The organism is Pseudoalteromonas sp. OF5H-5, assembly GCF_021530695.1.
Taxonomy (GTDB): domain Bacteria; phylum Pseudomonadota; class Gammaproteobacteria; order Enterobacterales; family Alteromonadaceae; genus Pseudoalteromonas.
Genome location: NZ_JAKGBF010000007.1, coordinates 136941 through 150975, shown reverse-complemented (window position 1 = coordinate 150975; position 14035 = coordinate 136941). Strand labels below are relative to the sequence as shown.

Below are 14035 nucleotides of genomic sequence, written 5' to 3'. Positions count from 1 at the left end.
TTTCATAGAAACTCATAATGTTTCAAAAACCCCGTAAAGCATTGTTTTACGGGGTTTTTCTTTATCTGTAACTGTTCAGCTTGTTTCACAATAGTTCACGAAGTTTCAATTTTTTTGGGGTATAAAGTGGGGGATATTTAGCAATATAAGCTCTAGCGGGAATACTTCCGGGAAGCTTTGGTGTTATGAATAGAGTGACCAGCACCTAACAAGTGAAAAAGTTCAAGCATCGAGTAGTACTCATTGCCATAGGAATAATATCCCCAGCCAGCTACTGCAAATGCCAAGTGCTTGTTGTTTCTATTATTATTAAATGCAGGTTTATAGGCTTTACCTGCTAGCTGAGCTTCAATCTGGAAAAGATTTAACTGGCGAAGAAGGTGTTTTATAGCAGCCACTCTTTCTTGAGTGACTGCTCAAATTAGCTTTGTGGAGTCCTAAAGTATATTGTCTTCTGTTAGAATTGAAGTTGGTAGAATTACTAATTTTTGATTGAAAATGAATAACGTATTTCCATCAACACTCAATTTCATTTGTGGATAATACCCAAGTGACTCATTTAGCCAGGTTGCTGCAACTTTTTCTGGGACACCACCATTTTCTATCTCTGAGAGATCATATTTGATTACGTAAAATAGATTACTGACAATATTTCTATACAGGATATATGCCTGATTGCCATTATCTGAAATTGTAGCGTCAACTAAACCTAAATAGCCGTCATCACTACTAAATCCGACTGGTAACGTAAAACGTTCATTAAAATTTTCATCTCGAATAGAAAGCGCTCGTGGACCAGATTCATAATGTGAAACAAGGGCATTAACAGCTAGTATTCGTTTGCCATCCTGACTCATCGACGTACGAACATTATCAACAAAATTGTCCGAAACTTTCTTTGCTGTCTTACCTTGGTCTTCAATTTTATAAAGTGCTTCGTAATGATATGTTGAAACGAAAATAGCAGCACCATTTCGGCTTCTAAACGGAACAGGGTCGTAACCAGTTTCAATGTCGATTTCACTAAAGAGCTTGGCGTTTTGAGAATAAATTAACATTGATGTGTCACTTCCACTGGTATCTCGACCAAATAGAATTTTATCCTCATTATATATATTTAGAGATGTAACATCATGCAAAGTATCTCTATCTTCCAGCACAGTCTGCTTGTATGTAGAGGCATCAAATTTTATTAGTTTACCTTCTTTTAAGGCCAAGAGTGATTTGTTATCGCTGGACAATTCAAGATCTTGAATATTGCTAAATGCAAATAGTGGGTCTTTTGACCAGGCTTCTCCATTTCCCTTAATCGCTTTCCAGTGTTGTTCGCCTTCAATATATAGAGTGTTATTTAGAGGGTTGAATAGACTTTTTCTGTAAGAAAAAGTATCCACTTCTAAATCAATGACTTGATATGAGTAGTTTTGCTCGGTTTTTATTGTAATTGTATTATTGAACGACTTCTCAATATTTTTAACATCAACAATTATATCTCCGGTTTGTGAAACAGGCTCTGCATCAAGATAAATCTGATAGTTATTTTCAACTTTGGCTTTGGTAACATTGATACCATTTACTACCAAGTTATTTGAGTCTATCGAAGATAAGCCACACCCGTTAAGTACTACCCGTATTGGCTGACCTTCATAATGTACTTTTGGCATTACGGAAGTTATCTTGGGATACTGGCTGTCTACATTTACCTTTAGTGGAATCGTTAGATGTGTATTTAACCCCGTTACAGTGTCCACTTTTATTTGGATATTGGCATTATAGGTGCCGCATTCTAGTTGGTCAGATAAGCTGAATGACAGAACCCCAAGTCCGTTGTCTATGCTTTGTTCAACTGTTAACCAGTCTTGATTTGACTGTTCATATGTTACTGAAGCTGACCAGTCGTGGTTTTTTAGTCCTAGGTTGTGAAAACTTATTTCTACATTGTCTGATATAACGTGGGAATCATCATATGCATTTAAATGAACGCTCTCTGGTATTGTGGGAGCTTCAAATATCTTTACGGTATAATCAAGCTTTGCGCGTCCAAATTCATTAGTACAAGCATTATCATAACAGCCCTTTAAGTTAACCTCGCTAGTATATTGTCCGGGTGTGAGATCAGTTTGGCTAGTTATGTAGAGAATCCCATATCCGCGATTTGTATAAACCGTTAATTCTGCATATGCGACGCTGGGCTCACTTGATTCAATAAAGAAGTAGAGCTTCTTGCCGTTTTTTGCCTCATTATAGATATCTTCAGAAACGTTAACGCGGACCGTTGAACCTTTGCGCGTCTCTTGGTTAACAAAAGCATGATGCTCTACCCGATTATCGGAAAATGTAACTTTTCCATTCTGTTTGATAGGTTGATTACCACTTGAATTACCAATGGTATTATTACTTGAATCACTTCCGCCTCCGCAACCAGCAATCAATCCTGAGACCACTATGACACACAGTAGCCCTTTTACTCTATTCATGTAGTTCCTCATAATCACCTTTATAGCTATTAAATATCGCATGTTTGGAATCTAGTACCGCAGAAAGGAACGGACCCTACCATATAATTTGTAGTTTCAACACAATTAATTCATTTCTCCATTGGAACTCCCATACCAAAAAAATTACGAGGACAAAATTATTAAAGTAGCTGTCCGTTGCTGCCAGCAGCAGAAGCGTAGGCTGGCGTTCTGTTGATATAGATAACTGGATGAAAAATATATAAATTTATCCTTTATTTCACTCTAGGGGTATAAAGTGGGGTATCACCACTTTTTCCCATGTTAATAGTTTAATAGATACAAAGGCTTGAGTTCTAGATGGGCGGCATGATGTAAAACATCATCTCCTAAGCACTACATGCTTTAGAAAAAATCTAGCTGTTTGAACTGACCCCCAATAGTTGGACACCAACATTGGGGGTTATTTTATGTCTACATACATCAGAGAATTAAAGCTGTGCATCGCACAGCGTTGTCTTGATGGTGAATCATCGACTCAAGAGTTTTCTATCAGTTTTAGACTGATTAGGTATTGGACTTCTGTTTATATAATCCATGGTTCATCTTCATTTTACCTCTGATTATGAAAATTCCGCAGACTTTAAATGCTCGGTATGGTTGTTGGCGTATTCATTATGTTTTGCGTAAAGAAGGTATCTACTTAATCATAAAGCGGTTCAGTGTTTAATGGCAAAACTAGGGTTAAAATCGACTGTAAGGCCGGAGAAATATCGTTCATATAAAGGATTAGATGGACGTATTGCACCAAATATCATGAATCGAAACTTCACATGGACTAAACCAAATGAAAAGTGGATGACCGATGTGACAGAATGTAAAGTGGCAGGTGAAAAAATGTATTTATCTCCTATTATCGATTTATTTAATCAAGAAATCGTTAGCCATACTGTCGCGACCACACCTAAATTGCATCTCGTGACTGAGATGCTAGATAAAGCGATGAGTGAATTAAGTCAAGTATGATCCTTGGTTCTACATAGCGAACAAGGGTGGCAATTCCAGCACCATGGTTATCATAATATTTTGAAAAATAAAAAATTAATCGGAGTGTATTGAGAAAAGGAAATTGTTTTGATAATACAGTGGCTGCAAATTTCTTCACGCTTTTAAAATCAGAAATGTACCATGGTCACTACTTTGACAGTGCCGAGCAACTTATGGCATGCATTGATGAATATATTGATTATTACAATAACGATCGGATTAAGGTCAAATTAAAAGGCCTGATTCCGGTAGAATACCGAAATCAGGCGTTGGAAGTCGCATAATAGAAATGTCCAACTTTAATGGGTCACTTCAGCTAAGGTGGCTTTTCTTGTTCGTTCGGAAAGTTTAACTAAAGCAGCAATCTTTGATTAGCGATTTAATAATCGCTTGAGATGGTTTTATTTTTTCCATATTGAGATATTCATTTGGCTGATGTGCTTGATTAATTGAACCTGGGCCCATGACGATAGTTTCGCAGCCTAGCTGTTGTAGAAATGGCGCTTCGGTACAATAGTTTACAGCAATTGCTTGTTGTCCTGACAGGCGTTCAGCCATTTTCACCAAAGCAGAATCCGTCGAGCCGGTAAAAGCCGGAATAGGTTCGTGCATATCTATAACCGAGACACTATTCGGATAATGTGTATTGATTGGTGCTACGGCTGCCGTGAGCATGGCTTGTAGTTCTTTGATGCTCAGACCTGGCAAAGGGCGCATATCAATATGTAATTCACAACAGCCACAAATACGGTTGGCATTGTCGCCGCCATGAATGTGTCCAAGGTTTAAAGTTGGGTAAGGAATAGCAAAATGTGGAGTTGAATATTTATTCTTTAATTCTTCTCTTAATTTTAATAAATTTGCAATCACCTGATGCATGATTTCAATAGCATTTAAGCCACGCTCTGGATCTGAGCTATGGCCTGAACGACCAACTATACGGATGGCGGTCGTCATATGGCCTTTGTGGGTAAATACCGGCACCATATCGGTGGGTTCACCAATAACGCAGCGCGCCGGCTTCAAGCTTGGATGTTTAGCAATTTCCTGAGCGCCAGCCATGGTGGTTTCTTCATCGGCGGTGGCTAAAATCATGATAGGAGCACTTTGCTGTAATTCATCAAGCTCTGAGATTGCATTCAATACGAAAGCAAAAAAACCTTTCATATCAATACTTCCAAGACCATATAATTTATTATCTTGCTCGCTTAATTTAAAAGGATCAAATTGCCAGCGGCTATCGTCGAATGGCACGGTATCCGTGTGGCCGGCCAACATTAATCCACCATCGCCATTACCTCGTCTTGCAATTAGATTATATTTTCCTTTTGCATGTTCAAGCTCTGTTACTTCGACAGTAAATCCTAACGTTTCGCACCACTGTGCGAGTAGGTGGATCACATTCTGATTACTCATGTTGAGACTTTCTTCTAATGCACTGATAGATGGCGCGGCGATCAGTTGCTGATACATTTCCATAAAAGCGGGCAATTTCATAAAAATTCCTAAAATACTTATTCAAAGTTCTTGCATAAAAATATAAAGATGTTTAGAGTGAATATCAATTCACTTTTTTAGCATAAATATATTTTGGAACAGCAATGCGACGATTTGACTTCAACAATTAGCAGAACCAATCCTAATCAAACTTTTTTAATCTTGAGAACACTATGTTGAAAGTATCTATAATCGGAGCGAGCGGCTACAGTGGCGCTGAGCTTGCTAAGCTGGTTGCCAAGCATCCTGCCTTCACACTTGCGCATTGCTTTGTATCTGAGCAAAGCTTAGACAAACACAAATTCATCAGCGATTTATATCCAGAATATTCGGGCTTGCTAGATATTGAGCTGCAACCCTTAAATGAGCAAGCTTTTTCGTTGATAGAGCAATCATCGGATTATGTGTGTTTATGCACGGATCACAAGGTTAGCGTAGAGCTTGCACCGATATTTTTACAGATGGGGAAACGGGTTTTTGACCTATCTGGAGGTTACCGTTTATCTAGCAATGAAGACTACGAAAATTACTACGGCTTTTCTCACCCACATCAAGACTGGTTAGCGCAAGCGCAATACGGATTAGCTGAATGGTATGGCGATGCTATTAAAACGGCGAAGTTGGTGGCGGTCGCGGGCTGCTATCCGACTGCGGCACTCAATGCACTCAAGCCATTACAACAAGCTGATCTGATAACAGAGCAACCAGTTATCATCAATGCTGTTTCAGGTGTTACTGGCGCAGGTAGAAAAGCGAATGTCGCCACACACTTTTGCGAAGTATCTCTTGCACCGTACGGTTTGTTTACGCACAGACACAGTCCAGAAATAGAAAAATACCTTGAACACCCAGTGTTGTTTACGCCGCATTTAGGGAACTTTAAGCGTGGTATCTTGGAAACGATCTACGTCACTCTGAAAGAAAATGTCACACCAAATCAAGTCGATGCCGCTTACCAAGTGCTTGCCGATGAGCCGCTGATCAGATTAAAGGGGAGTCAACTTCCATCAATCAAAGCCGTTGAAAATCAGCCTTTTGTTGATATTGGTTGGCAGCAAAAGGGCAATCAACTGATCGTGGTTGTCGCGATTGATAACTTGCTTAAAGGGGCTGCAGGCCAAGCATTACAATGTATGAACTTGGCGGCAGGACTTGAGCATTATCAAGGTTTAGGAGTATCAGCATGACCAAACAAACTTGGGTGATAAAACTAGGTGGTGCGGTGTTGAATCAAGAGGGTGCAGCGCAAGCATTGTTTTCAGCTATCAAGCAAATTCAACAGGACGCACCACACAAGCAGTTTGTGATTGTTCATGGTGGCGGGGCGCTGGTTGATAAGTGGCTTACCGATGCTGGTTTTGCTACTGCAAAACATCAAGGACTGCGGATCAGTCCGCAAGAGCAAATGCCCTATATTGTTGGTGCACTTGCAGGCTGTGCTAACAAGCAACTGATGGCGGATGCCATTACCGCCACGCTCAAGCCCGTTGGGCTGTGCTTATATGATGCAGGATTTACCACAACTCAAAAGCTTAAAGCGCTTGGCCGTGTGGGTAGCTGTGAAGCGAGTGAAGGGGGCATGCTTGAAGCGGTGTTGGAGTTTGACAGGTTGCCTGTTGTTAGTTCAGTTGGTATTGGCGCTGACGGCCATTTATACAACGTGAATGCGGATGAAGCAGCAGCAGCTATCGCCAGTAAGCTTGGTGCAGAACTTATTTTTATGACTGACGTTGAGGCGGTACTTGATGGCGATAAACAGCCATTAAATCAACTTAACGCGGAACAGATCTCAACGTTAATCGCGCAAAAGGTCATTGTGGGCGGGATGGAGGTCAAAGTTAAGACCAGTCTTCACGCTGCCCAACACTTACGACGAGGGGTGTACATCTCTAGCTGGCAAAAGCCAGAAAATTTAATTGCGTTGCTCAATGGTGAGCACGTAGGTACACAAATTCTGCCGTAGGAAAACACCATGACTAAGCATTTTTTAACTGGTTTGGAATTAGACCAAACTAACGTTTTGAACTTATTAAAGCTTGCAAAAAATATTAAAAATCAACCGCAAGAATATAACCAAGCCTTAGCAGGCAAATCGATTGTCACGTTATTCGAAAAGCCGAGCTTAAGAACGCGGCTGTCGTTCGATATAGGTATCCATAAACTGGGCGGCCATGCTGTGTATTTAGATCAGCAAAACGGTGCAATGGGGGCGCGTGAATCCGTAAAAGATTTTGCGCTTAATATTTCTACTTGGGCTGACGGCCTTGTGGCCCGAGTAAATCACCATAGCACGCTTGAGACGCTCGCTGAGTTTTCGTCTGTGCCTGTTGTGAATAGCCTATGTGATTTATATCACCCTTGCCAAGCGTTGGCTGATTTTCTCACCTTATTTGAAACTTACGACGATGTCAGTCAGATCAAAATCGCTTATCTCGGTGAAGGTAACAACGTAACACATTCATTAATGTTGCTTGCGGCAACGTTAGGTACTGATTTTGTGGCGGTTTGTCCTAAAGGTCATTCTCCAGATGCACAGATTGTAAAGCAAGCTGAACAAATTGCGGCGGTAAATGGCGCCTCAGTTCTGGTCAGTGATCGGGTAGAAGCGGCGGCTGGTGCCAATGTGCTCTACGCTGATACTTGGGTTTCGATGGGGAATAAAACGCCAATTGAACAGGTGAAAGACACCTTTATGCCATATCAAATCAACCAACAATTGGTTGAAGCGTGTGGCGCACAAACCATTTTGCATTGCCAGCCAGCACATCGTGAGTTTGAAATTACTTCCGAAGTGATGGACGGGCCAAAGTCAAAAATTATTCAACAAGCTGAAAACCGCATGCATGCTCAAAACGCATTGCTGGTATCGCTGTTAAACAAAGATTACGTTTGAGGTTAAAGAACATGAGCAAGATTAAAAAAGTGGTACTGGCTTACTCTGGTGGATTAGACACATCAGCGATTGTGCCATGGTTAAAAGAGAACTACGGTTGTGAAGTTGTCGCCTTTGTTGCCGATGTAGGTCAGGGTGAAGAAGAACTGGTTGGGGTTGAAGAAAAGGCAATCGCATCGGGTGCCTCTGAGTGCCATATCGTCGACTTAAAAGAAGAAATGGTTAGCGACTATATTTATCCAACTCTTAAAACTGGTGCTATCTATGAAGGGACATATTTACTGGGTACTTCGATGGCGCGTCCTATTATCGCCAAAGCACAAGTTGAAATCGCTCGTAAAGTTGGCGCGGATGCACTTTCGCATGGTTGTACAGGCAAGGGGAATGATCAGGTGCGTTTTGAATCTTGCTTCTCAGCGCTTGCGCCTGACCTTAAAGTGATTGCACCATGGCGTGAATGGTCACTATCAAGTCGTGAATCTTTGCTTGACTATTTGGCCGAGCGTAATATCCCTTGTGCAGCCTCTGCCACCAAAATTTACAGTCGTGATGCCAATGCTTGGCATATTTCTCACGAAGGTGGCGAATTGGAAGATCCATGGAATGAGCCAAGCGATCAGGTTTGGACCATGACTAACTCTCCAGAAGCAGCTCCGGATCAGCCTGAATATGTGTCGGTATTAATCGAAAAGGGTGAAATCACCGGTGTTAACGGTGAGAGCTACAGCCCTTATCAGTGCCTAGTTAAGTTAAACGAGATTGCAGCGCAGCACGGTGTTGGTCGTGTGGATATCGTTGAAAACCGCCTGGTCGGCATGAAATCTCGTGGCTGTTATGAAACACCGGGAGGCACTGTGATGATGGCTGCGTTACAAGCGATTGATGAGCTGATCTTAGACAAATCTTGTCGTAAATGGAAAACCGCGCTTAGCGAAGAGTTTGCACACTTAGTCTATGACGGTCGTTGGTTTACCCCACTGAAAGATTCAATTCTAGCTGCCGCAGAGTCTTTCGCACAGCAGGCAACTGGTGAGGTGGTACTTAAGCTTTATAAAGGCCATGTACATGCAGTGCAAAAGCAATCAATCAATAGCTTATACAGCGAAGATTTTGCCACATTTGGTGAAGATGATGTATATGACCAATCTCATGCGGAGGGATTCATTCGTCTATTCTCACTATCTAGCCGGATAGCGGCGTTAAACAAGCAAAAGCAGTCTTAAGGTAGGAGAACGAGATGGCATTATGGGGTGGCCGTTTTTCATCAGGTCCTGATGAGGCATTTAAGCAATTTAATGATTCTCTGCCATTTGATTATCAATTGGCAGAGCAAGATATTGTTGGCTCTATCGCTTGGGCGGGTGCGCTAAAGCAAGTAGATGTATTAACTGAAAGCGAACATCAGCAGATCATCTCAGCGCTGAAACAGCTTTTGGATGAAGTGATTGCTGATCCGCGCAGTGTAGCAACCGCGGGACATGAGGATATTCATTCTTATGTTGAAGCTAAACTTATCGACAAAGTGGGTGATTTAGGTAAAAAGCTGCACACAGGTCGAAGCCGTAACGACCAAGTAGCCACAGACTTTAGATTGTGGAGCCGGAAAACGGCGCAGCAATTGCTTGTGGCACTGAGTTCACTCAAGCAAGCTCTTGTGGTACTCGCAGAGCAGGAGCTTGGTACTATGTTGCCAGGCTACACCCATTTACAGCGTGCTCAGCCCGTGCTCTTTAGTCATTGGTGTATGGCCTACGTTGAGATGATTGAGCGTGATGAGTCGCGCTTAAATGATGCGCTTGAAAGGTTAAATGTGTGCCCACTTGGCTCAGGTGCACTAGCGGGGACTGCTTATCCTATCGACCGTGAAATGTTAGCTGTAAACCTTGGCTTTAGAGAAGCCTCTCGCAATAGTTTAGATGCGGTCTCTGATCGTGACTTTGTGGTTGAGCTACTCAGTTGTGCGTCTATTTCGATGATGCATTTATCTCGTTTTGCAGAGGATTTGATCTTTTACAACTCTGGTGAATCTGGATTTATTGATTTGGCCGACAGTGTGACGTCCGGCTCATCCTTGATGCCACAGAAAAAGAATCCTGATGCCTTAGAGTTGATCCGTGGCAAAACAGGTCGAGTTTTTGGCGCCTTTAGCGGCATGATGATGACGCTTAAAGCTTTGCCCTTGGCCTACAACAAAGACATGCAGGAAGATAAAGAAGGCCTATTTGATGCCATGCCAACTTGGCTTGCGTGTATTCATATGGCTGAAGCATGCGTTAAAGGCATTAAGGTTAATGGTGATAAGACGTTAGCGGCTGCAAAAGGTGGTTACGCCAATGCGACAGAGCTTGCTGATTATCTCGTTGCTAAGGGAATACCGTTTAGGGAAGGCCATCACATCGTCGGTGAATTAGTGCAGTTAGCAATTAGTAAGGGGCAAAACCTCGAGGATCTGAGCTTAGAAGAATTCCAGCAAGTCAGCGCAGTAATTGCAGAGGATGTCTACCCGGTACTAGAAATTGACGCTTGTATTGCCGCTCGTAAAGCATTAGGCGGCACCTCATTGCCACAAGTGACCAATGCCATTAAAACGGCAAAAAAAAAGCAAAAAATCCTAGTGCGTGATGCCAATTTAGATGATGTTGAAGCCATTGCCGGACTGATCCAATATTGGGCTAAAGTAGGTGAGAACCTACCGCGAGCGAAAAGTGATATGATCCATAGTATCAATGAGTTTGCGGTGACAGAGGTCGATGGCAAAGTGACAGGATGTGCATCTTTGTATATTTACGACACTGGGCTTGCTGAAATTCGCTCTTTGGGTGTAAATCCCGAGAGCGAAATAAAGGGACAAGGGCAACTTTTAGTCGAGCATTTACTGGTGAAAGCCAAAAAATTGGCACTCAATCGTATTATTGTACTAACTAGAGTGCCTGGCTTCTTTATGAAACAAGGTTTTAACAATTGTACCAAAGATAGCTTGCCTGAAAAAGTGATGAAAGATTGCGAGTTGTGTTTACGCAAAGATAACTGTGATGAAATTGCGATGGATTTCATTATAAAACAAACATCTAGCTTAAGTATTCCATGTAAATTTGTGGCTTAACACTAAGCTTTTACAGAATAAGAAAGAGCGCTAGTAAGCGTTCTTTCTGTATGTAAATCAACCGATTGAAATTGATTTAATAAATGTTGGCGTGTTTCGTGCTAAGTAAATCTCGATAATTTTTAGATGACTCACTTTTAGAGTTAAGACTAATTTGTAAATATTGAGGGAAATTTCATGATAAAAACAATCCTAGCGAGAAAAAATCAAGCTAAAACAACTGGTCAAGCAAAGCCACTTTCTGATAAGGTGATTCAATCTGTAAGTAAACTTGAGATGGTATCTGGCGCACGTGGAAGTGCAATAATTCCGCCTGGGTCTAAAGAACCGTACTAATGATTAATGTTAATTTATGACTTTTTTGGTATGAGTATAGGAGCCCTTGTAATATGGGGCTTCTTGATGGCCTCACTGCTACATCTATTTTTTTATATACTAAAAGTCCAGAAAAATTTACAGCTACTCTTTGCTTCTATCCTGTTATTTACCTCCTACTTTGTAAGTGATTTTATCATTGCTTCTGATAGCTACAATACGGCTATTCACGGAATATTTGCTTTGTTTGATCTCTTTACCTTATTGATTCTTTTTCTAGTCGCGTATACTTTTTTTAAAGATGAAAAGCTCGAAGTTGGCGTTTTATATATTACGGTAGGTTTGGTTATTAATACTTTAATGTTCTTCTTTATGTTTATAGATACATATATTTATGAAAATGTAACACGCTGGTTCTTATGGTATTTATACTCATACATAGTGATTTCTGTGGACTTTATTATGGTTGCTTCTTTATTAGTCAATAAAGATTGGTTAGGTATTAAATGGGCTATAAGTAAGGTGAGAGCTAGGGTAGCTTGAAAATTTAGTCGATTTAAACTGTGGTTTTTACTTACTTATCAGTGTGTTGTGTTCGTTTTGCTGTTTTTGTGCTTACTGGTTATACACTATCGGAATGTATATAACCGATCAGCTTTTAATTGTCGTTTTGCTTATTCCTAAAGATCTTCTTGGATTATACGCCATGATCATAGAGCGGCGATGGCCGCTCGTTAAAACTGATATTCCACGCTCAACGTAAGTGCTGCGTGGCTTTCGTCTTCTTCCTGAGACTTATCTTGCCATGCTTTTACGCCTATTTTTGCAAGCGCGCCAAACACGCCTTGTTGGTAACCGAGCTCGAGCTGGTTTCGTTCAACATCTCGTGTGTCAAATTCAACTCGTTTCAGTTTGGCATAGGCGCCAATGCCATCCGTGCTGAAGTAATCTAACGCGAATGTGAGGTTTTTAGCATCCAATCCCGAGCTTGCTCCAAGCCAGAGGTCGCGCTCGCTGTAGTTCGCTGAATCCACTGTATTGTCTCTTGGGCAAAGCGCGAGCTTTAGCTCGTCTTTACAATCAATGCTTGTATCTGAATATTCAATAAAGCTCTTGAGACGATAGTCTTTACCACCCCAGTAGCTTTCAATACCTAGGGTGTACATTGGATTGCTTGGTAATGCACCACTGTCATTATTGCCTGCAAACTCACCGTATAAAGCGAGCGGTTGATTAGCTATCCGAGTGGAATATTTGAAGTCAACGCTGGTGAGGTGTTGCGTTTGCTTTTCGCTTTCAAGGTTTTGTTGTTGATAAACAAAGTCGCTGGATGTTGTACTAAAGCCAAGTTCTAACCCTTGAATTGGAAAAGCAGCCGCTCTAAACCCCCAAAAGTCGCCATCCTTTTTACTGGCTATATTTGGGCGTTGTTTTGCCATAATGGCCGTCACTTGCCAAGGACCAACGAAAGAGAAAAAGCTTGGTCCAATATAGTTGTTATTGGCACGACTTAAACGAACCGCTTTCATGGGGGCTGCGTTGTTTGAAAGCATCAGCGCATTTTCGTTGCTCGGGCCCCACCAGTAACTCAGTCGCTCAGCGCTGAGAGACCAATTACCAAACAACACTGCAAGGTGACTGCCGTGGTGATTAACGTATTTTCCATCTTGGCTTTCATCTGCGTAGTTAACCGCAACTTTAGCGCTAACAGCACCACCTGTAATAACGCCATAAGTACGCAAGCCTGAACGTTCATTTTGACGTTCACCAAAGCCTGTTGAGCGCTCTTCAGCACCGTTAAAATGTGCTTTTACACTACTGTATCTTTCTCTTTTTGCTTGTTTTAGCGCATGGCGTAAATGTGCCAATGCAAAGCTTGCGGTTTCAGAGAGATTGCTGTCATCAATAGCGGCAAGGTCATTAACAATGCCGCTCCACAACAGAGGATATTGATTAACTGGGCGATTTATCACGCCTTCTGCAACCAGTAAATCTATGCTGTGTTTAAGCTCACTTTGTGACACCTCTATCCAAGGTGAAGCATGCGCATAAGTACCAACCAATACGGCTAGGGATAATAGGCACTTTTTCATCCGTGTAGTTTTTCCTCTAAAGCTTTGGCAACCAGCGGGTGAACAAATTCACTGACATTGCCTTTATGAAGTGCAACTTCTTTTACTAAAGTTGACGAGATAAATGAATTCTTTTCAGATGGCGTTAAAAATACGCTTTCCAAATCGGGATGTAAACGGCGATTCATATTGGCCAGCTGGAACTCATAGTCAAAGTCAGACACCGCGCGAATACCGCGGATCAGCACGTTGGCTTTTTGCTCTTTCGCTAAATCAACGAGTAATCCTGAAAACCCAATCACCTTTACATTTTTATGTGACTTTAAAATTTCTTCAGCCAAAGCAACACGTTGCTCTAGTGAGAAACAAGGCTGTTTATTTGGGTTATGGGCAATTGCCAAGATCACGGTATCAAACATTTTTGCTGCACGTTTGATTAAGTCTTCATGTCCATTAGTGAGGGGATCAAATGTGCCAGGGTAGAGGGCGATGACTTTCATAAGCGTAATTATGTTGAATTTTTTTGTATGGTAACAAGGTTTTTTTGAAAAAACACTGGTCAGCTTTGTCGGATCTAAGCTTATCTAGAGGTAAAATTAGTGCTATTTTTTCACATGGAGCGCGCAATAGCCTATTAACACTAGCAATAGCG

14 protein-coding genes are annotated in these 14035 nt (G+C 41.5%); 9 read left to right on the top strand and 5 right to left on the bottom strand.

The genetic code is table 11. The features are described 5' to 3' along the window. Positions 1–152 precede the first annotated feature (152 nt). Complete coding sequence (locus tag L1271_RS12300; protein ID WP_235367971.1) at positions 153–398, bottom strand: hypothetical protein; 246 nt, start codon at positions 396–398, stop codon at positions 153–155. Between the two features lie 39 nt (positions 399–437). Further along, positions 438–2477, bottom strand: a complete 2040-nt coding sequence (locus tag L1271_RS12295) for a hypothetical protein (RefSeq protein ID WP_235367970.1) — start codon at positions 2475–2477, stop codon at positions 438–440. Positions 2478–3185: 708 nt separating this feature from the next. Between L1271_RS12295 and L1271_RS12290 the strand changes: the two genes are divergently transcribed. Together L1271_RS12290 and L1271_RS12285 are read left to right on the top strand one after the other, a co-directional pair. Further along, the gene (locus tag L1271_RS12290; protein ID WP_235367969.1) at positions 3186–3482 is read left to right on the top strand and encodes a DDE-type integrase/transposase/recombinase; all 297 of its coding nucleotides are present in this window, start codon (positions 3186–3188) and stop codon (positions 3480–3482) included. 74 nt (positions 3483–3556) lie between these two features. Continuing rightward, entirely contained in the window at positions 3557–3787 is a 231-nt protein-coding gene (locus L1271_RS12285) for an IS3 family transposase (protein WP_328265963.1), read from the top strand. 64 nt (positions 3788–3851) lie between these two features. Here the strand turns inward: L1271_RS12285 and argE are convergent, their stop codons facing one another. Continuing rightward, positions 3852–5000: an acetylornithine deacetylase gene (gene argE / locus L1271_RS12280; protein ID WP_235367967.1), complete on the bottom strand. Its 1149-nt coding sequence runs from the start codon at positions 4998–5000 to the stop codon at positions 3852–3854. A gap of 176 nt (positions 5001–5176) precedes the next feature. Here argE and argC point away from each other — a divergent pair, with 176 nt between their 5' ends. From argC to L1271_RS12245, 7 genes are all read left to right on the top strand, one after another. Next, positions 5177–6187 (top strand): N-acetyl-gamma-glutamyl-phosphate reductase, encoded by a 1011-nt coding sequence (argC, locus tag L1271_RS12275; RefSeq protein WP_174170633.1) that lies wholly within the window; start codon positions 5177–5179, stop codon positions 6185–6187. Then, positions 6184–6963 carry an acetylglutamate kinase gene (gene argB, locus L1271_RS12270; RefSeq protein ID WP_235367966.1) on the top strand — a complete coding sequence of 260 codons (780 nt, stop codon included), beginning with the start codon at positions 6184–6186 and terminating at the stop codon, positions 6961–6963. The genes argC and argB overlap by 4 nt, the downstream gene beginning before the upstream one ends. Positions 6964–6972: 9 nt before the next feature. After that, positions 6973–7893 (top strand): ornithine carbamoyltransferase, encoded by a 921-nt coding sequence (locus L1271_RS12265; protein ID WP_010374249.1) that lies wholly within the window; start codon positions 6973–6975, stop codon positions 7891–7893. Positions 7894–7904: 11 nt separating this feature from the next. Next, on the top strand, positions 7905–9116 hold the full coding sequence (locus L1271_RS12260) for an argininosuccinate synthase (RefSeq protein WP_010607125.1): 1212 nt from the start codon (positions 7905–7907) through the stop codon (positions 9114–9116). A 14-nt stretch (positions 9117–9130) separates the two neighbouring features. Continuing rightward, positions 9131–10996: an argininosuccinate lyase gene (gene argH, locus L1271_RS12255; RefSeq protein ID WP_235367965.1), complete on the top strand. Its 1866-nt coding sequence runs from the start codon at positions 9131–9133 to the stop codon at positions 10994–10996. Between the two features lie 177 nt (positions 10997–11173). Then, on the top strand, positions 11174–11332 hold the full coding sequence (locus L1271_RS12250) for a hypothetical protein (RefSeq protein ID WP_167310205.1): 159 nt from the start codon (positions 11174–11176) through the stop codon (positions 11330–11332). A gap of 66 nt (positions 11333–11398) precedes the next feature. Continuing rightward, positions 11399–11854: a hypothetical protein gene (locus L1271_RS12245; protein ID WP_233525185.1), complete on the top strand. Its 456-nt coding sequence runs from the start codon at positions 11399–11401 to the stop codon at positions 11852–11854. A gap of 191 nt (positions 11855–12045) precedes the next feature. Here the strand turns inward: L1271_RS12245 and L1271_RS12240 are convergent, their stop codons facing one another. Continuing rightward, positions 12046–13404 carry a capsule assembly Wzi family protein gene (locus tag L1271_RS12240; RefSeq protein WP_235367964.1) on the bottom strand — a complete coding sequence of 453 codons (1359 nt, stop codon included), beginning with the start codon at positions 13402–13404 and terminating at the stop codon, positions 12046–12048. Beyond that, entirely contained in the window at positions 13401–13883 is a 483-nt protein-coding gene (gene coaD, locus L1271_RS12235) for a pantetheine-phosphate adenylyltransferase (protein WP_010374242.1), read from the bottom strand. The genes L1271_RS12240 and coaD overlap by 4 nt, the downstream gene beginning before the upstream one ends. Positions 13884–14035: the final 152 nt, after the last annotated feature.

Excerpts from the sequence above, each read along its gene's own strand:
- L1271_RS12240 (WP_235367964.1), bottom strand. The coding sequence starts at position 13,404 with ATGAAAAAGTGCCTATTATCCCTAGCCGTATTGGTTGGTACTTATGCG.
- L1271_RS12265 (WP_010374249.1), top strand. The coding sequence starts at position 6,973 with ATGACTAAGCATTTTTTAACTGGTTTGGAATTAGACCAAACTAACGTT.
- coaD (WP_010374242.1), bottom strand. The coding sequence starts at position 13,883 with ATGAAAGTCATCGCCCTCTACCCTGGCACATTTGATCCCCTCACTAAT.
- argH (WP_235367965.1), top strand. The coding sequence starts at position 9,131 with ATGGCATTATGGGGTGGCCGTTTTTCATCAGGTCCTGATGAGGCATTT.
- L1271_RS12260 (WP_010607125.1), top strand. The coding sequence starts at position 7,905 with ATGAGCAAGATTAAAAAAGTGGTACTGGCTTACTCTGGTGGATTAGAC.
- argE (WP_235367967.1), bottom strand. The coding sequence starts at position 5,000 with ATGAAATTGCCCGCTTTTATGGAAATGTATCAGCAACTGATCGCCGCG.
- L1271_RS12245 (WP_233525185.1), top strand. The coding sequence starts at position 11,399 with ATGGCCTCACTGCTACATCTATTTTTTTATATACTAAAAGTCCAGAAA.
- L1271_RS12250 (WP_167310205.1), top strand. The coding sequence starts at position 11,174 with ATGATAAAAACAATCCTAGCGAGAAAAAATCAAGCTAAAACAACTGGT.
- argB (WP_235367966.1), top strand. The coding sequence starts at position 6,184 with ATGACCAAACAAACTTGGGTGATAAAACTAGGTGGTGCGGTGTTGAAT.
- L1271_RS12290 (WP_235367969.1), top strand. The coding sequence starts at position 3,186 with ATGGCAAAACTAGGGTTAAAATCGACTGTAAGGCCGGAGAAATATCGT.
- L1271_RS12295 (WP_235367970.1), bottom strand. The coding sequence starts at position 2,477 with ATGAATAGAGTAAAAGGGCTACTGTGTGTCATAGTGGTCTCAGGATTG.